The sequence below is a fragment of the Actinomadura barringtoniae genome, assembly GCF_017573505.1.
GTDB lineage: Bacteria > Actinomycetota > Actinomycetes > Streptosporangiales > Streptosporangiaceae > Spirillospora > Spirillospora barringtoniae.
The window spans coordinates 1-17,108 of record NZ_JAGEOJ010000047.1 but is presented as its reverse complement, the minus strand read 5'-3'; the positions used below and the strand labels follow the sequence as shown (position 1 = coordinate 17,108).

Below are 17,108 nucleotides of genomic sequence, written 5' to 3'. Positions count from 1 at the left end.
CATACACACGAAAGGCCCCGCCAGAAATGGCGGGGCCTTTCGCATTTCAGGCCATTGTCGGTGATCAGGACGGGCCGTTCTGGCGTCGCCTGAGAATCAGATTTCCCCGCCGCTGAGGACGGCGTCGGCGTCGACGATGCGGTAGGCGTAGCCCTGTTCGGCCAGGAAGCGCTGCCGGTGGGCGGCGTAGTCCTGGTCGAGCGTGTCGCGTGCGACGACCGCGTAGAAGCGGGCGCCCTGGCCGGAGGCCTTGGGGCGCAGGAGCCGGCCGAGGCGCTGTGCCTCTTCCTGCCGCGACCCGTACGCGCCGGACACCTGGACCGCGACGGTGGCCTCGGGCAGGTCGATCGAGAAGTTGGCGACCTTGGACACGACCAGGACGTCGATCTCGCCGGAGCGGAAGGCGTCGAAGAGGCGTTCGCGCTCGCGGATGCGGGTCTCGCCCTTGATGACCGGGGCCTCCAGGAACTCGCCCAGCTCGTCCAGCTGGTCGATGTACTGGCCGATCACGAGGGTCTGCTCGCCGCGGTGACGTTCGACCAGGGCCCGGACGAGCTTGGTCTTGGTGTCGGTCGTGGCGCAGAAGCGGTAGCGCTCCTCGGGCTCGGCGGTCGCGTACGCCAGGCGCTCGGAGTCGGTGAGGGTGACCCGGACCTCCACACAGTCGGCCGGGGCGATCCAACCCTGCGTCTCCATGTCCTTCCAGGGCGCGTCGTAGCGCTTGGGCCCGATGAGGGAGAACACGTCCCCCTCGCGGTTGTCCTCGCGCACGAGCGTCGCGGTGAGGCCGAGCCGGCGGCGGGCCTGCAGGTCCGCGGTCATCCGGAAGATCGGCGCGGGCAGCAGGTGGACCTCGTCGTAGACGACCAGGCCCCAGTCGCGCGCGTCGAACAGCTCCAGGTGCGTGTAGACGCCCTTCCGCCGCGTGGTCATGATCTGGTACGTGGCGATCGTGACCGGGCGGATCTCCTTCTTGGTGCCCGTGTACTCGCCGATCTCGTCCTCGGTCAGCGAGGTCCGCTTGATCAGCTCCTGCTTCCACTGGTGGGCGGAGACGGTGTTGGTGACCAGGATCAGCGTCGTGGCCCCGGCCTTGGCCATCGCGGCCGCGCCGACCACGGTCTTGCCGGCGCCACAGGGCAGCACCACGACGCCCGAGCCGCCGTGCCAGAACGCGTCGGAGGCCTCGCGCTGGTAGGAGCGCAGCTCCCAGCCGTCCTCGACGAGCGAGATCGCGTGCGCCTCGCCGTCCACGTACCCGGCCATGTCCTCGGCCGGCCAGCCCAGCTTCAGCAGCGCCTGCTTCAGGGCGCCGCGCTCGCTCGGGTGAACGACGACGGCATCGTCGCCGACCCGGTCGCCGAGCATGCCCTTGATCTTCTTGGCGCGCAGGACCTCCTCCAGCACCGAACGGTCGGTGGAGGAGAGGACCAGGCCGTACGAGGGGTGCTTCTCCAGGCGCAGCCGCCCGTACCGCGCCATCGTGTCGGCGACGTCGACCAGCAGCGCGTGCGGCACGGGGTAGCGGGAGTACTTGAGGAGCGTGTCGACGACCTGCTCGGCGTCGTGGCCCGCCGCGCGGGCGTTCCACAGGGCGAGCGGCGTGACCCGGTAGGTGTGCACGTGCTCGGGGGCGCGCTCCAGTTCGGCGAACGGGGCGATGTCCTTGCGGCACTCGTCGGCCATCGCGTGGTCGACCTCGAGGAGCAGGGTCTTGTCGGACTGGACGATGAGCGGACCGTCGGTCACCGGATGAAACCCCCGTCGGTGCTGGGAAGGACTCGTGGCTGGGAAGAGCTGGTGCGGACGCTGAGCGTTCGCGGCCTGCTCGCCCGGGGCGGGGCTCAGGCAGGGGCTTGGCCGCTTCCGGCCTGGCGCCCGCGTGGCCCGGCTGCTGCACGCTACCGGAGAACGGGAGCGCGAACCGCTACGTGTCCAACAGCACGACCCCGCCGTCTCTTCCCGACCGCCGGGTCAGACGCCGCTGGAGCCGCTGCTGGTGTCGGAGTTGGAGTTCACCACGAGCACGACGTACAGGATGATCACCACGATGCCCAGCACCAGGCCGACGCCGAAGATCACCCAGCTCCAGGTGGTCAGCTTGCGGGCCGACTCGGGGTTGGACTGGGTGCGGCCCATGGCCATGGCGGAGGTCACGATGCCCGCGATGCCGAGGATGCTGCAGCAGAACAGGGTCGCGACGATGTTGGCGATCAGCGCGCCGACGGCCGCGCCGTGGCTGGCGGGCTGCCCGTAGACCCCGGGAGGGCCGTAGCCGTAGGGGTTCTGCTGTTGCTGTCCGTACTGCCCGTACGGGTCCCAGCTGGACTGCGGCGGCCGGTTGTAGGGGTCGTTCCATCCGGGCTGCTGCTGGCCGTACGGGTCGTTCCAGCCGGGCGGTTGCCCTCCGTACCCGCTCATCCGCCGCCTCCCACGCCGCTCAGGACCGGGCCTACCCGGCGCGTCCCCTGTAGGACGAACGCTACTCGCCCGGTGTCACATTTCATTGGACTGAGGAGGCTATCCGTTGGTTCCTGGTCCTTTGGCGATGGGCGCGTGGCGATGGGCGCGTCGTTCCCTGACCCCCCAGGGAACGACGCGCCACGTTCAGAACGGCCAGTCGGCGGTCGCACCGCGCTCGATGAGCGGGATCATCGAGAACGCGGCGTCCGACAGCCCGGCGAAGGTGTGCCGGGTGCCGCTGCCGGACGGGCCGTGCCCGTGCCGGTAGCCGACCAGGTTCCAGGTGTAGACCGGGACCTTCGGCGGGACGACCTGGGTCGGCTCCTCGCCGTGGTAGCCCGCCCACGCCTGCTCGTCGGTCACGATCACGACCCGGTCGTGGCCGCGGAAGTGCGCCCGTACCGCCGCCGCGGTGTTGGTGCCGCCCATGCTGCCGAACCGCTCGACGACCTTCAGCGCCGAGTCGCTCCGGCGGAACGGCACGGCCTCGTGGCCGGTGCCGAACTGCACCAGGTCGGCGTGCTCGGCCCGCAGCGCCAGCGCCGAGCCGAACACCGCCGCCGCGTCCGCGGAGGTGATGGTGGAACGGGCCGACATCACGCCGAACATCGAGCCGGACCGGTCGACCAGCACCAGCGTCCGCCCCGTGAGCTTCGGGACGTTCGCCAGCGAGGCGTCCAGCGCCCGCTGCAGCGGCCACGACCACCGCAGCGACGGCGCCGCCCGGTAGGCCGCCAGGAACCGCATCGGCAGCACGCGCGACTTGGTGACCCGCTCCGGGTCGGCCAGCCGCTCCGCGACCCGCCCGGCGGCCTCGTCAGAGACGCCGGCCTGGTCGAAGTTGCGCAGGTTGCGCAGCAGCGCGAGGTAGCCCATGGACGGGATGATCTTCTCCCAGAAGGTCGCCGACAGCGGGCCCTGCAGCCAGCCGGCCAGCGACTCCCAGGTCATCCCGGCGTCCGCCAGGATCCGCTCGGCGTCCGGGCGGTCCAGCAGCGCGGCGCGCTCGTCCACCGGCAGCGCGAGCAGTTCCGCCCGCGCCGCCAGCATGGCCAGCGACTCCGGGATCTCCTCGCCGCGACCGTGCCGCCGGTCGATCGCGTGCCGGAACAGGTCGCCCTGCCACGGCGCCGACGCGCGCGGGTGGGTCAGCTCGAGCACGTCACCGAACCGGTAGTCGCCGGTGCCGGTGTCGTACTTGATCATCGAACGCTCGTTGTAGAGCCGCCGGACCGCGTCCGCCACGCCGCGCTTCACCGGCTGCGGCAGCGCTCGCCCGTACCGGCCGCGCCAGTACGCCAGGAGCTCGCCCGGCTCGTCCGCGCGCCGCAGCGCCGCAACGATCAGCTGCCGGTTGCCGCCCGCCTGCTCGCCGCAGAGCCGGGACATGACGCCCTCGGCCGCCGCGACCACGCTCGCCGAGCGCATGCCCGCCGAGTCGCGCAGCCAGCCGACCATGCGGACCAGCCAGTCGGGGTCGGCGAGCGCGACCTCGCCGACGAGGGTGCGGAAGCGCACGTCCCTGTCGTTCGCGCTCTCGTAGAAGGTCTGCTCGCCCACCATGTTCGAGACCGCGAGCAGGAACAGTTCGCTCTTGGCGTCCGCGCGCTCGTAGCCGGGGGCGCCCTCGTGGGTACGGCCGGTCGGCACGAGCCTCGTCTTGATAGCGCTGACCGCGCCGGACGCGCGGGAACGGTTGAACTTTGCCATGGTAGGCCTCCACGGGCTTCCTCAGCCCGGTAAAAGAAATGGCCCTCCCGAGATCAAAGCGACCGAAGACCATTGAACGGGTCTCATTAGAGAGCCCGTGCGGGAATCGAACCCAATAATCACCGAAGTAACTCCGGTCTGCGCATCGGGAGGGAGAATAAGCGCGCCCGAGATCAAGGTCGGCTGCGGTGACGTAGCGCTCTACCGAGCTGAGCTACCGCCCGCTGAGGCGGGCGAGCAGGATTTGAACCTGCGACCTCTCCATGAAGAGTGGAAGTAACCACTGCCTGCGCATCGGGCGCGCAAGTCTTTATCTGGCGCCGTGTCCCGGCAAGAGGACGCGACACGGTTTGTCGGGCGTGTGTGGCTTGCCTCGAGTGCTGACTCGCACCGCATCCTCCTTTCGCTCGTTCTCCGGAATCGTCTCGGAGTTGTTTTCGGCGTCGGGTAATACGGTGCCGCATCGATCCGTGGCGATTCAACTCTTTTATTCGGCGGCGACGCTATTCGGAGGCGGCGGCGCCGGTCTCGCCGGAGGGGTCGACTTCGGCGACGCCGGTGATGCGGTGCAGGGCGAAGCGCTGGACGGCCGCGCGGGTGGCGTCGAAGCCGGTGAGGAAGCCGCCCTCGACGCGTACGGGCTCGACGATGCGGCTGGAGGCCTGGCCCTGCTGGTCGAGGTAGCCGATCCAGACCCGGGCGCCGCGGTCGACGGCCTCGCGGAGCTGCTCGATGGTGGCCATGGCCGGGGAACGCGGCGGATCGCCGGCGGGCGCGTCCGCGCGCAGGCGGGCCTGCTCGGCGCCGTGCCGGGAGGCCTCGTCGCCCGCGCGCAGCGCCCGTACGGCAGCGGCGATCATGGAGTCGTCGGCGGTCTCCTCGGGGCGCAGCCGGACGATCTCCACGCTCGGCGGCGGGTCGGCGCGGTGGGCGTCCGGCCGGGTGACGATCACGCCGCCGCCCGGGGTCTCGGCGACCGGCGCCAGCCCCATCGCCCGCAGCGTCTCCAGCAGCTCCTGGCGCGGCAGCGCGGACGCCAGCACGGTCGGGGCCAGCCGGAACAGCCGCAGCGAGGCCGAACGCCGGTCGGCGAGGATCTCGTCGAGGGTGGCGGCGTTGTCGGTGCGCACGTACGAGGCCAGACTGCCGACCCGCAGGTGCCCGTGGCGGCGCGCGACGTCGTCGATCAGGTAGGTGAGCGGCTGCGGGAGCGGGGTCGCGGAGTGGCGGGTGAGCAGGTCGGTGACGTCGGCGGCGGTACGGCCCGCGTCCAGGGCGCGGCGGATCGACTCGGGCGTGAAGCGGTAGACGGTGGCGGCGCCGGTCGACTCCACGTCCGCGCACAGCGCCAGCTCCCTGGCCAGCTCGGTGATCAGCGGGCCCGGCGCGATCGCGGTCAGGTCGGCCTGGATGAGGATCTCTTCGACCGGGCTCGGCAGGTGCTTCTCCAGCGCCGGGCCGGGGTCGGCGCCCTTGAGCAGCTCGCGGGCGTACGGGGCGAGCGCGCCGAAGCCGGTGAGGCCGAGCACCGCCGCCTCGCGCAGCGTCCAGTCGACCACCTGATCGCGCAGCCGCCCGGTGCGCCGGGGCCGCAGCCACGACAGCCGGGCACGGATCGCGTCCGCGTCGGCCGGCGTGCCCGCCTTGGCCTCGCCGAGGACCTCCAGCGTCGCCCGCCGGGTCGCGGGCGCGCTGCCCCGCACCATTCCCTCGCTCAGCGCGTTGATCAGGCGGTCGCGGTCGTCGCGGTCGCCGGCCAGCCCGGCGACGCGTTCGGATCGCAGCCAGCCGCGCGCCACCTCGCTCCAGCGCCCGGCGGTGTCGCGCAGCAGCCACAGGTCGTAGGCGGGGGTCGGCAGCCACTCGCCGTCCAGCTCGCCGCTGCGGGTCAGCAGGCCCGTCGCGTACGCCACCTCGATGAGCAGCGCGGCCCGCCACTCCTCGACGTCCAGCAGCGCCGCCGCGGCCCGCAGGTCCCGGACGGCCAGGCCGCCGCTGCGCAGCACCGGCGGCGACTCGAGGCCCCAGCGTTCCAGCAGCTCCTCGATCTGCCGTACGGCGGTGAACGCCTCGCCCGCCGCCGCCCGCACGACCATGTCCTCGCTGCGGGCCGTGCCGGCCGACATCGAGAGCGAAGCGCGTGGTGTCGGCCCTGCTGTTGCCGAGGGGTCTGGGGGGTCGTCCCCCCAGGAGGAACCCGACAGCGTGGGCGGCTCGGCGGTGACGTCCCGGAACAGGTGGCCGCCGCGCAGGTGCAGGGCGACCTCGCGCGGCAATGTGACCGTACGGTCGTCCTCGGCGGCCAGCAGACCACGCGCCAGCAACCGTTCGATCGGGGTGGAGGCGGTCTCGGTCCGCACGGGGCGCCGGGCGTTCTCGACCCGGCCGACCGGCGGCCCCCAGGCCAGCTGCTCCAGGGCCGCCCGTGCCTCTGGACCGGCGTCGGCGATCAGCGGCGCGGGGTCGGCGAGTAGCTCGGCGAGCCGCGCCAGCAACCGCCCGGAGTCGGCGAACCCTCGCGGCTCCTCGCCCTGCAAGTCGGTGACCAGCGCGGTCAGCCGGTCGAGCGAGTAGGACGCGAACACCTCCTGGACCGGCGGGCCGAGACCCGCCGGGTGCGGCAGGGCCTGGCGTACGCCCGGAGCGGTGTTGAGCGCGCCGTCGCCCCAGACCAGCCCGTACCGGCGCAGCAGCTCCACCGCGGCCTCGGTGTCCCGCGCCGAGGCGCCCAGCGCCGTGCGCAGCGCCCTGGTGGTCGTGCCGCGCGGCAGGACGAGCAGGGCCTCGACGGCGGCCAGCGAGAACCGGTCGAGCCGGTCGAGCGCCCGCGAGATCGCCGCCGGGGTGGCCGCGCGGGCCGCCAGCGCCGCGAGATCGGCGGGCACCGGGGCGATCAGTTCCGGACGCGCGGACAGGAGCGCACGCAGATCGTCGTCGCCGCGTGCGCGCAACCAGTCCGCGTACGTCTCCATCCCGCTCCCAAACTTAGTGTGGTGCGCACGTGACTTGCCGGGCACTATCAGCGTAGGAGGCGAGCAGACCTATCCGGACGCACGGCAGGTGGCGCTATGAGCGAGGCGGCCGATCAGCTGGTCCTGGAGTATCTGGGCAGAGTCGCCGACGTCGCCCACGGACGCCTGAGCGCTCAGGAGCGCCTCGACTTCATCAACCGCCTCCGGACCCGCATCGGGGAGTACCGCGGCGGCAGCGACAACCCCCGTCACGTGCGGCAGGTGCTGGCCCGCTTCGGTGACCCCTCCTACCTGGTCGAACGTGAACGCCGCCGCCTGGACGAGGCCCGCGCGCCCTCCCTGAACGGGGAAGTCGCCTTGGGCACGGACGGCTCGAAGGGGTCCGGCGCGCTCGCCTCCTCCGCTTCCGCCTCCGCCTCCGCCTCCGCCGCCACCGATGGAAGCGATGGAACGGGCTCGAAAGGCGGCGGCGCCTCGAAGAACGGCGGCGGGCCCAAGGACGCCGACGGAGGGTCGTCCGCGCCCCGGCCGCCCATGCGGGTCGTACGGCGGGACGGGCGCACGACCCGCCACGTGGTGTGGACCCCGTCGGGGGTGGCCAAGCTGCGCCGCGAGTTGCGCGCACAGCCGCGTAATGGGCGGTTCGGGGGCATGTTCAGGCAGGCCTGGCAGACCGTGACGCGGCAATGGACGTCGACCCGGGGGCGGAAAGCGTCGGGTGGGTGACGCGTCGGGTGGAGCGCGTCGGGTGGAACGCGTCCGGCGGTGACGTCTCCGATGGAACGGCTTCAGGCGTTGGCCGTGGCGGGTTCCAGGTTGACCAGGCCGAGGCCGAGGCGGGCCCAGCTGGCCACGAAGCGCTTCTCGTCTATGCGCGTCGGCGGCTCGTACATCGACTCGTTCGCCAGCCAGTAGTTCACCACCGCGCCGCCCAGGATCGAGGCGATCGCCTGCCAGTCCTCGTCGGCGCCCTCGAACTCGGGCTGCGTGCTCAGCCAGGTGGCGATGGAGTCGTAGAGGGGGTTGACGATGCCCTCGCGCATCTCGGCCACCAGGTGCGGGAACTGGTCCAGGTCGCGGAAGAGGACGCGGATCAGGTCCTGCTCCTCGCGCATCTTGGCCAGACCGGCCTGGCAGGTCATCTTGAGGCGGATCTCGAGGGGGCGGTCCTCGTAGGTGGCGGCCTGCTCCAGCACCTGGCTGACCTGCTGCCGGGTGCGGTCGATGTGCTCGCGGATGGCGGAGGCGAGCACCTCCTCCTTGGACCGGAAGTGCCGGTAGAGCCCGCCCGCGCCGGGGGAGAGCCCGGCGGCGGCCTCGATCTCGGCGACCGAGGTCGCGGCGTAGCCACGGTCGGCGAACAGTCGGAGCGACTCGGCCACGATCCGCTCGCGCGTAGATGTCGTCATGGTTCTGTGTGCCTCCGCAAGAACACTAAGGCATCTTCGACCAGGGTGTCCGTGCCGCGCCCCACCGACCCCCGAATTCGTGATCTGTCTCGCACCGTTCGGGGCGTGCGGCCCCCCGCGGCGGATAGAGTGCCTTCTTCCGCGCCCCGTCGCCGTAGGGGCGTTGCCGGAAGGGTCGACGATGCCTGCGTTCCTCCCCGAGGACTTCGTGATCCCCAGCCTGGTCGCCGGGCAGCGGTTCCAGATCCGGCCGCTCACCGTCCACGACGTCGTCAAGGACTACGACGCCGTCGTCGGCAGCATGGACGCGCTGCGCGACCGGTTCGGGCCCGAGTGGGGCTGGCCGGCACCCCAGTTCACCTTCGAGCAGGCCCTGATCGACGTGGCCTGGCTGCAGAAGGAGGGGCAGCTGCGCCGGTCGTTCAGCTACGCGGTGACCACGCCGGACGAGGAGCGCCAGCTCGGCCGCATCCACGTCGCCCCCTCCGACGAGCCCGACGCGGACGCCGTCGTGGTCTTCTGGGTCCGTTCCGACCAGGACGACCCCACCCTGGAGAAGGAGATGGAGGAGTTCGTCCGCGAATGGGTCGTGACGAGCTGGCCCTTCGAGACCGTCCGGTTCCCCGGACGCGAACTCCGCTGACACCGGCCGAACCCCACTGACGTAGATCGGCCAGCCGGGCCGGCCGCGCTGACTCCGGTCGGGCTGAGCTGACCCGGCCTCACGGGATCAGGCCAGGCGGCGGATCAGGGATGTGACGATCCGGCCGACGATCAGGTAGACGACGGCCGCCAGGCCGTAGTTGACCGCGACCTCCCACTTGGGGTTGCTGGGCTGGAAGACGTCCTTGAACTGCCAGGCCAGCGTGTCCGCCCAGTCCGCGACGTGCTTCACCAGGTCGTTGGAGGCGTTGGCCTCGAACGCCACGAACACGATGTGCACGGCCAGGATCAGCACGACGATCGTGGTCGCCAGGGAAACGGCCCACGCGACGGCGTTGACGGCCCGCTTGCGGGCCAGGGTGGTGCCTTCGGCGCGCCAGATGGGCACCTTGCGCCTGCGAACGGGACCCTCGGTGGGATCGGTGACCTTCTGGTGCTCCGCCATCCTCGCCTCCTTGGGGGAACGATGGTCCTTCCGGGTCGTGTGTTTTTCCTGGTCACGCGGTTTACGGGGTGTGCGGGGGGTATATCCAGATCACAACCCCATCGTTACGGTCGACCGGAGCCACCAGTTCTGGTCAGTAAGAATCGGACGGTGGGTGAGCGCACAGATTCCCGCGCCCTCCTACTCGGATCCCGTCGCATCGCCACTACCGGGAGGGCGCGGGTGCGTGCGCAGGTCAGGCCCCGTGCCCTTGGTGCACGCCGCCGGACCCGCCGCGGTGACTTCGCCGCCATGGTCTCGTTTTACCCTGTGGAACGTGCCCGACCTTGATCAGACGAATTTCACCGGTTCCGAACGTTCCGCCGAACCCGACCGCACCGCCGCTGTGACGGCGGCCGCGACGGCGGCAGGCGCGCCGATGGTCGGGTTCGACCTCGACCTCACGCTCGCCGATACCCGGCGCGGCATCGCCGCCGTCTACGACGCGCTCGCCGCCGAGACCGGGGTGCCGATCGACACCGACCTCGTGGTGACCCGCATCGGGCCGCCGCTGGAGGTCGAGATCGGTTACTGGTTCCCGCCCGAGGAGGTCCCGGCGATGGCCGCGCGCTACCGGGCGATCTACCGCGACATCGCCGTGCCGGCGACCGTGCTGATGCCCGGCGCCGTCGCCGCCGTCCAGGCCGTACGGGACCGCGGCGGTCGCACGATCGTGGTCTCCGGCAAGAACCAGGCCGACACCGAACGGACCGTGGGCTTCCTGGGACTGGACGTCGACGCCGTGGTGGGCGGGGTCTTCGGCTCCGACAAGGGGGTCGCGCTGCGCGACTTCGGCGCCGGCGCCTACGTGGGCGACCACACCGGCGACGTGGACGCCGCACGGGCCGCCGCGGCGGTCGCCGTGGGGGTCGCGACGGGCGCGTTCGATAGCGCCGCGCTGGCGGCGTACGGTGCCGACGTCGTCCTGCCCGATCTGCTGGCGTTCCCCGACTGGCTCGGCGGATTTCCGGCGGCTCCGGCGGCCGTGTCCTGACCCGAGGGCTTGACCGCCGATCGGACGGCCGGACCTGGCCGTCTTTCGGGCGATCTTCCTGCGAAGATCACCGGTGGCCGGATATCCGGGTGCCCCAGGTGGCCTGCCGCTGTAGCTTCTATCCATTGGCTCGCAGCCGTCCTCAGCCGTCGCTCGTGTGTTCACCGCCTCCCGGCCGGGCGCTAATCTTGGGGCCAATTCAAGACGAGATTCGAACGAGGTCCCCCGTGCCGACTGGCAAGGTCAAGTGGTACGACGCCGACAAGGGGTTCGGCTTCCTCACCCGCGATGACGGCGGTGAGGTCTTCGTGCACTCCTCCGCCCTCCCCGGCGGCGTGACGACGCTGAAGCCCGGCACGCGGGTCGAGTTCGGCGTGGTGGAGGGGCGGCGCGGCCAGCAGGCCCTGCAACTGCGGGTGCTGGAGACGCTGCCGTCGGTCGAGAAGACCATCGCCAAGCAGCGCCGCAAGAAGCCCGACGAGATGGTGCTGATCACCGAGGATCTGATCAAGCTGCTGGACGGGATCTCCAACACCTACCGGCGCGGCAAGCACCCGGCGCCGGCCGAGGCGAAGAAGATCGCGACCGTGCTGCGCGCCGTGGCCGACGACCTCAGCTCGCCCTGACGCCCTCAGCTCGTTCTGACGGCTCAGCTCGTGCGGCGGCTCAGCTCGTTCTGACGTCTTCCTGAAGGCCCGGCGGGGCGCTCCGGCGGCGGCGTAGGCCCAGCCGGTGGCCGCCCGCCTGGCGGGCCAGCAGGGCGGCCAGCGCCAGCGCCAGTGCGGCCGCTACGACGGCCAGCGCCGGACGTCCGTCCGCGACGATCGACATGCCCAGGCCCGCGAGCCCGCCGATCACCCAGACCAGCTGGTGCAGGGTCTCGGTCACCGCGAACGTGGACGAGCGGACCTCGTCGCCGATCTCCCGCTGGACGACCGCGTCCAGCGACAGCTTGCCGAGGGATTGGCCGAGTCCGGCCGCCAGCGTGACCGCGAGCGCCGCCCAGAGGCCGAAGAACACCGCGCTCACGGCGGCGACGGCGGTGACCAGGGCCAGCGTCACCAGGATGATCAGCATGGGGGCGCGGGCCTTCATCCAGGCGCCGAGCGCGGTGCCCGCCAGCCCGCCGATGCCCGCGCAGGCCGCCAGCAGGCCGAGCGCGACGTTGTGCGAGACCCGTTCGAACCGTTCCTCCCGCAGCAGGAACGCCAGGTAGAGGATCAGGAAGCCAGAGAAGGCCCGCAGCACGGCGTTGGCCTCCATCGCCTCGGCCACGATCGGGCCGACGCGGTGCATGGTCCGCCAGCGTCCCCGCCGCGGCTCGCCGTCCACGCTCTCCGGGTCCGCGCCGACGCTCTCGGCGGCGGCGCCGGAGGCGGTGGCAAAGGCGGCGGCGGTTTCTGAGGAGGTGGCGGCGACGGGCTTGGTGAGGTCAACGGGAACGGAGGCGAGGTCGGGCTCGGGCTCGTCCACGTGCTTGGGCAGCCGCATCGCGAAGACCACTCCGAGCAGGAACACCACCGTCGCCACCCGCAGCAGCCAGTCCGCGCCGACCAGCGCGCCGAACCCCGCCCCGAGGGGCGCCGCGATCGCGGCGGCGATCAGCCCGGCGAACGAGGCGCGGGCGTTGGCGGTGACCAGGGTGATCTGCTCCGGCAGGACGCGCGGCGTCACGGCCGCCCGCAGCACGCCGAACGCCTTGGAGAGCACCAGCACCCCGAACGCCGCGGGCATGAAGGTGACGATGTCCCCGTGCGGGACCGCGCCCGCCATGCCCCAGCACAGCAGGCCGCGCGCCACGAACGTGCCGGCGATCGCGTACCGGCGGGCGTGCCGCATCTTGTCCAGTGCCGGGCCGATCAGGGGGGCCACCAGCGCGAACGGCGCCATCGTGACCAGCAGGTAGAGGGCCACCTGGCCGCGCGCCTGGTTGACGTCCAGCCCGAAGAACAGCGTTCCGGCGAGGGCGACGGCGACCAGGGCGTCGCCGGTGGAGTTGATCGCGCCGGCCTCGATCAGGCTGCCGAGGCCGCTGCGGTCTGCGCCGTGGGCGTGCGTGGCCCGCCGGGTGAGCCGGCCCGCGCCGCGCGCGGTGGCGCCGGTGTGCCGGACGGCCCGGCGCACGCCGCGGCCGCCGGTTCGCACCGACCGCCCCAGTCTGCCCATGCCTGCCCGGATACCCATGCGGCTAGATCCAACCCCTCCCCGCCGCGTCCAACCTCGGCGCGAGCCTCGTTCATTCCATTTCATCTTCACCGAGGATCGGTGGTGATGGGGCCGGACTCCCTGTTGATCCTGGGAGTTCAGGGGCGCGACACCAGGTCTTGGGCGCGTGTGAGGGCGTTGTGGAGACCTTGAGGGCGATGTGGTGCGCAGTCATGCCATGACATGAGCGAGAATTGAGGCGTGAGCCCACTCCGTCAGTCCAGCCCCGCCGCCGCGCGCTCCACGACCGGAGCCGTCCGCCGGTCCCGTCCCCCCGCCGTCGACGCCGCCTGCGCTGAGGCCGTCGATCTCGCGCGCGGGGTCGCGGAGGAGGAGTCCCGGCCGACCCCGGTCGGCGAACACCTCGGCGTGCAGGCCGAGGGCGACCGGCTGGTCACGCACTACTTCGAGTGCCTCGACCCGGCGTACGAGGGCTGGCGCTGGGCCGTCACGGTGACCCGCGCGTCCCGCGCCAAGGTCGTCACCGTGGACGAGTGCGTGCTGCTGCCGGGCGACGACGCGCTGCTGGCGCCGCCGTGGGTGCCGTGGCTGGAACGGCTGCGCCCCGGAGACCTCGGGCCCGGCGACCTGTTGCCGACGGCCCCCGACGACGTGCGGCTCGCGCCCGGGTTCACCCAGGTGGACGACGGCATGGACACCGAGATGCAGTGGGAGCTCGGCCTCGGCCGGATCCGGGTGCTGTCGGAGGAGGGCCGCGACGACGCCGCGACGCGCTGGTACGACGGCGCCGGCGGCCCGCGCGCCCCGATCGCCTCCTCGGCGCCCGCGCAGTGCTCGACCTGCGGGTTCTACGTGCTGCTGGCGGGCGACCTGCGGCAGGTCTTCGGGGTGTGCGCGAACGAGTACGCCCCCGACGACGGCCGGGTCGTCTCGGCCGACCACGGCTGCGGCGCCCATTCCGAAGCGGTCGAGCTGCCCGCCGCGTCCGAGCACAATCCGCCGGTGGTGGACGAGCTCGGCTATGACGTGATGGCCGGCGGCCTCGCCGCCGAGGAAGAGGCCGCGGAAACCGACGGGGAGCTCGGCCACAGCTGATCACTCCGTACGGTGGTCCCTGTGACAGATGCCTTCGGCACGGAGACGATCAGGGACCGGGTACTGCGCGCCTGGGCGGCGTCGCCCGCCCGGTTCCGCGAGGACGCCAACGCCGAGGAGGACTACGCGCTCGGCGGCTACCGCGACCGCGTCGTCGTCGAGCTGGCCCAGAACGCCGCCGACGCCGCCCCCGACGGCGGCGGCAGGCTGCGGCTGACCCTGCGCGACGGGGTCCTGCTGGCCGCCAACACCGGCGCGCCCCTGGACGCGGCCGGGGTGGAGGCGCTCTCGACCCTCCGCGCGTCCGCCAAGCGCGGCGATGACACGGCGGGACGGTTCGGTGTCGGGTTCGCCTCCGTCGTCGCCGTCACCGACGAACCGGCCATCGCCAGCCGCGCCGCAGGAGGCGTGCGGTGGTCGGCCGACCTCGCCCGCGCGCTGGCCGCCGATGTCCCGTCCCTCACCGAGGAGCTGGAACGCCGCGAGGGCCACGTGCCGCTGCTGCGCCTCCCGTTCCCGCTGGACGGCTTTGAGGCCCCTGAGGTCCCTGACGGCTTCGACACGCTCGTACGGCTCCCGCTGCGCGACAAGGACGCCGAGGCGTTCGTCGGCAGGCAGCTGAAGGAGGTCGGGCCAGCGCTGATGCTCGCGCTCCCGGCCCTGCGGAGCGTCGAGATCGACATCGACGGCGACGTACGGACCCTGACCGCCGACCACTCCGCCGACCACTCCGCCGACACCACCGCGGACACCACCGGCGACGCCACGGTCACGATCAACGGGATCGACTGGCGCACCGTCGAGGAGCACGGCGCGATCCCGCCCGGCCTGCTCGCCGACCGCCCCACCGAGGAACGGGCCCGCCCGACCTGGCAGGTCCGCTGGGCCGTTCCGGAGTCCGGCGAGACCGGCGCCCCGCGCGTGCTGCACGCCCCGACGCCGAGCGACGAACGCATCGACCTGCCCGCGCTGCTGATCGCCTCGTTCCCGCTCGCGCCCGACCGCCGCCACGTCGCGCCCGGCCCGCTCACCGACTTCCTGGTGGAACGGGCCGCCGACGCCTACGCGCGCCTGCTGACCGGGCTGCCCACCGAGCCCGCGCTGCTCGACAGGGTGCCGGGCCCGGTCGCCGCAGGTGAGCTGGACGCGAAGATCCGCCGCGCGGTGCTGGCCCGCCTGCCCGAGACGCCCCTCCTGCCGACCATGACCGAAGGGGCCGCCGCGATCCGGGGGCGCGACGCGGTGGCGATCGACGGCCCGGCGCCGTTCATCGGGCTCCTCGCCGAGCTGATGCCCGGCCTGCTCCCGCCCGGCTGGCCCGTCCGCAACCCGGCGCTCGCCGCCCTCGGCGTCCGCCGCCTGGAGCTGGCGGACGTGATCGACGAGCTGTCCGGCCTGGAACGCGAGCCCGCCTGGTGGAGGAGCCTGTACGAGTCCCTGTCCGGCGCGCCTGCCGACTCGCTCGGCGCGCTGCCGGTGCCGCTCGCCGACGACCGCGTGGTCCGGGGGCCGCGCGGCCTGCTCATCGCCTCCGACGGAGTCGACCCGGCCGCGCTGGACTCGCTCGGGCTGCGGTTCGTTCATCCGGACGCCGTTCATGCGCTGCTGCCCAGGCTCGGCGCGGTCGAGGCGGGCCCGCGGGCCGTGCTGGCCGATCCGGCCGTACGGGCGGCCGTGGAGGACTCCTTCGACGCCGACGACCCCGATCAGGTCGCCGAGGCCGTCCTGTCCCTCGCCGCCGACATCGACCCGGGCACCGAGCCGTGGCTGGCCGAGCTGGCGCTGCCCGGCGAGGACGGCGAGCTCTACCCGGCAGGCGAACTGCTGCTCCCGGCCAGCCCGCTGCGCGAGATCATGGCCGAGGACGCGCCGTTCGGCGTCGTCGCGGACGAGCTGGTGGAGCGCTGGGGCGCGGGGCCGCTGGAGGCGGTCGGGGTGTTGAACGGCTTCGCGATCGCGCGCGCCGAGGACGCCAACCTCGTCGCCCTGGCCGACGGAGCCGAGTCACTCGACCTGGACGCCGAGGACCAGTGGGCCGAGGAGATCCTCGAACGCCTCGGCATGCAGGACCTTCCGCCGCAGATCCCCGAGTTCCAGGCCGTACGGGACCTGGAGCTGGTCGGCGGCTGGCCCGCCGCGCTCGCGCTGCTCGCCGAGCCGCCCTGGCGCGCCGCCGTCACCGAGCCCGCGCACGTCACCCTGCACACCGGCGGCCGCGCCGCCGTCCCGTCCTACACGGCGTGGTGGCTGAGCCGGCGGCGGGTCCTGGACGGCCGCCGTCCCGGCGAGTTCCGCTTCCCGGGGGACGAGCTGCTGGCGGGCCTGTACGAGCTGGCGCCCGACGGTCTCGATCACGAACTCCTGCTGGCCCTGGGCGTACGGACCTCGCTGGCGGAGCTGCTGGAGGAGCCGTCCGGGGCCCAGGAACTGCTGGACCGCCTCGGCGACCCGGACCGCGGGGTCGGCCGCGCCCAGCTCGGCGCCCTGTGGACGGCGCTGGCGGACGCGCCCGCGTCGATGACGCACCCGCCCGAGCAGGTGCGGGCCGTCGTGGACGGCGCGGTCGAGGTCGCGGGCGCCGCCGACGCGCTGGTGCTGGACCGCCCGGACCTGCTGCCGCTGCTGACCGGCCAGCCGCTGATCATCCCCGCCTCCGGCAGGGCGGACGCGCTCGCCGAACTGCTCGATCTGCCCCTGGCGAGCGAGGAGATCCCCGGCGTCGTCGAGTCGGCCGGTGAGGAACGGCCGGTCCCCGGCGCGGCGCTGGACGTTCTGCCGGACGCGCCGCAGACCTACCGGGCGCACGAACGGCTGATCGTCGACGGCCAGCCGGTGCCGTGGTGGTACGCGGACGGCGAGATCCACGCGACGGGCCCCGGCGGCCTCGCGCGCGGGCTCGCCTGGGCGGCGGAACGATGGGAGGACCGGCTCACGGTCGAGGCGATCCTGCGGGACCCGGACGAGCTGGCCACGCTGCAGGCCGAGAACGACCTCAACCCGTAGGCGGCTGTGTTTCATGAAGCCCGGCCCACGGCCTCGCCTGGCGGCTCGGCCTAACCGAGCTTTGGCGAGCGCTGCATCGCTTCGCGATCTAGCCTCGTTCCTCGGCTAGACCTGCGGTCGCGCTCGCGTGGCCGGGCAGCCCTGGTGGC

General features: G+C 72.7%; 13 protein-coding genes and 1 tRNA gene. 6 read left to right on the top strand and 8 right to left on the bottom strand.

Annotated features, from left to right (window positions below; translation table 11 throughout):
• Positions 1 to 96: 96 nt before the first annotated feature.
• The 5 genes from J4573_RS53175 to J4573_RS53155 form a co-directional block, all read right to left on the bottom strand.
• Positions 97 to 1,749 carry a DNA repair helicase XPB gene (locus tag J4573_RS53175; protein WP_208264149.1) on the bottom strand — a complete coding sequence of 551 codons (1,653 nt, stop codon included), beginning with the start codon at positions 1,747 to 1,749 and terminating at the stop codon, positions 97 to 99.
• Positions 1,750 to 1,974: 225 nt separating this feature from the next.
• On the bottom strand, positions 1,975 to 2,421 hold the full coding sequence (locus J4573_RS53170; protein WP_208264148.1) for a CD225/dispanin family protein: 447 nt from the start codon (positions 2,419 to 2,421) through the stop codon (positions 1,975 to 1,977).
• A gap of 186 nt (positions 2,422 to 2,607) precedes the next feature.
• Positions 2,608 to 4,173: a TROVE domain-containing protein gene (locus tag J4573_RS53165; RefSeq protein ID WP_208264147.1), complete on the bottom strand. Its 1,566-nt coding sequence runs from the start codon at positions 4,171 to 4,173 to the stop codon at positions 2,608 to 2,610.
• Positions 4,174 to 4,401: 228 nt separating this feature from the next.
• Positions 4,402 to 4,477: transfer RNA gene (locus J4573_RS53160), tRNA-Leu, on the bottom strand.
• Between the two features lie 199 nt (positions 4,478 to 4,676).
• On the bottom strand, positions 4,677 to 7,145 hold the full coding sequence (locus J4573_RS53155) for a helicase-associated domain-containing protein (RefSeq protein ID WP_208264146.1): 2,469 nt from the start codon (positions 7,143 to 7,145) through the stop codon (positions 4,677 to 4,679).
• Positions 7,146 to 7,241: 96 nt separating this feature from the next.
• Here J4573_RS53155 and J4573_RS53150 point away from each other — a divergent pair, with 96 nt between their 5' ends.
• Positions 7,242 to 7,871, top strand: a complete 630-nt coding sequence (locus tag J4573_RS53150) for a hypothetical protein (RefSeq protein ID WP_208264145.1) — start codon at positions 7,242 to 7,244, stop codon at positions 7,869 to 7,871.
• 62 nt (positions 7,872 to 7,933) lie between these two features.
• Here the strand turns inward: J4573_RS53150 and J4573_RS53145 are convergent, their stop codons facing one another.
• Entirely contained in the window at positions 7,934 to 8,554 is a 621-nt protein-coding gene (locus J4573_RS53145; protein ID WP_208264144.1) for a TetR/AcrR family transcriptional regulator, read from the bottom strand.
• A gap of 181 nt (positions 8,555 to 8,735) precedes the next feature.
• Between J4573_RS53145 and J4573_RS53140 the strand changes: the two genes are divergently transcribed.
• Positions 8,736 to 9,197, top strand: a complete 462-nt coding sequence (locus J4573_RS53140; protein WP_243775045.1) for a GNAT family N-acetyltransferase — start codon at positions 8,736 to 8,738, stop codon at positions 9,195 to 9,197.
• 87 nt (positions 9,198 to 9,284) lie between these two features.
• Here the strand turns inward: J4573_RS53140 and J4573_RS53135 are convergent, their stop codons facing one another.
• The gene (locus tag J4573_RS53135) at positions 9,285 to 9,662 is read right to left on the bottom strand and encodes a hypothetical protein (RefSeq protein ID WP_208264143.1); all 378 of its coding nucleotides are present in this window, start codon (positions 9,660 to 9,662) and stop codon (positions 9,285 to 9,287) included.
• A 316-nt stretch (positions 9,663 to 9,978) separates the two neighbouring features.
• Here J4573_RS53135 and J4573_RS53130 point away from each other — a divergent pair, with 316 nt between their 5' ends.
• Both J4573_RS53130 and J4573_RS55870 read left to right on the top strand, forming a co-directional pair.
• On the top strand, positions 9,979 to 10,695 hold the full coding sequence (locus J4573_RS53130) for an HAD family hydrolase (protein ID WP_307797571.1): 717 nt from the start codon (positions 9,979 to 9,981) through the stop codon (positions 10,693 to 10,695).
• A gap of 227 nt (positions 10,696 to 10,922) precedes the next feature.
• Entirely contained in the window at positions 10,923 to 11,321 is a 399-nt protein-coding gene (locus tag J4573_RS55870; protein WP_208264142.1) for a cold-shock protein, read from the top strand.
• 40 nt (positions 11,322 to 11,361) lie between these two features.
• On the opposite strand, the gene J4573_RS53120 is transcribed toward J4573_RS55870, so the two are convergent.
• Complete coding sequence (locus tag J4573_RS53120; RefSeq protein WP_208264141.1) at positions 11,362 to 12,861, bottom strand: MFS transporter; 1,500 nt, start codon at positions 12,859 to 12,861, stop codon at positions 11,362 to 11,364.
• 240 nt (positions 12,862 to 13,101) lie between these two features.
• On the opposite strand from J4573_RS53120, the gene J4573_RS53115 reads away from it, so the two are divergent.
• Complete coding sequence (locus tag J4573_RS53115; protein ID WP_208264140.1) at positions 13,102 to 13,956, top strand: DUF3027 domain-containing protein; 855 nt, start codon at positions 13,102 to 13,104, stop codon at positions 13,954 to 13,956.
• A 21-nt stretch (positions 13,957 to 13,977) separates the two neighbouring features.
• Entirely contained in the window at positions 13,978 to 16,959 is a 2,982-nt protein-coding gene (locus J4573_RS53110) for a sacsin N-terminal ATP-binding-like domain-containing protein (protein WP_208264139.1), read from the top strand.
• The last annotated feature ends 149 nt before the right edge of the window (positions 16,960 to 17,108 follow it).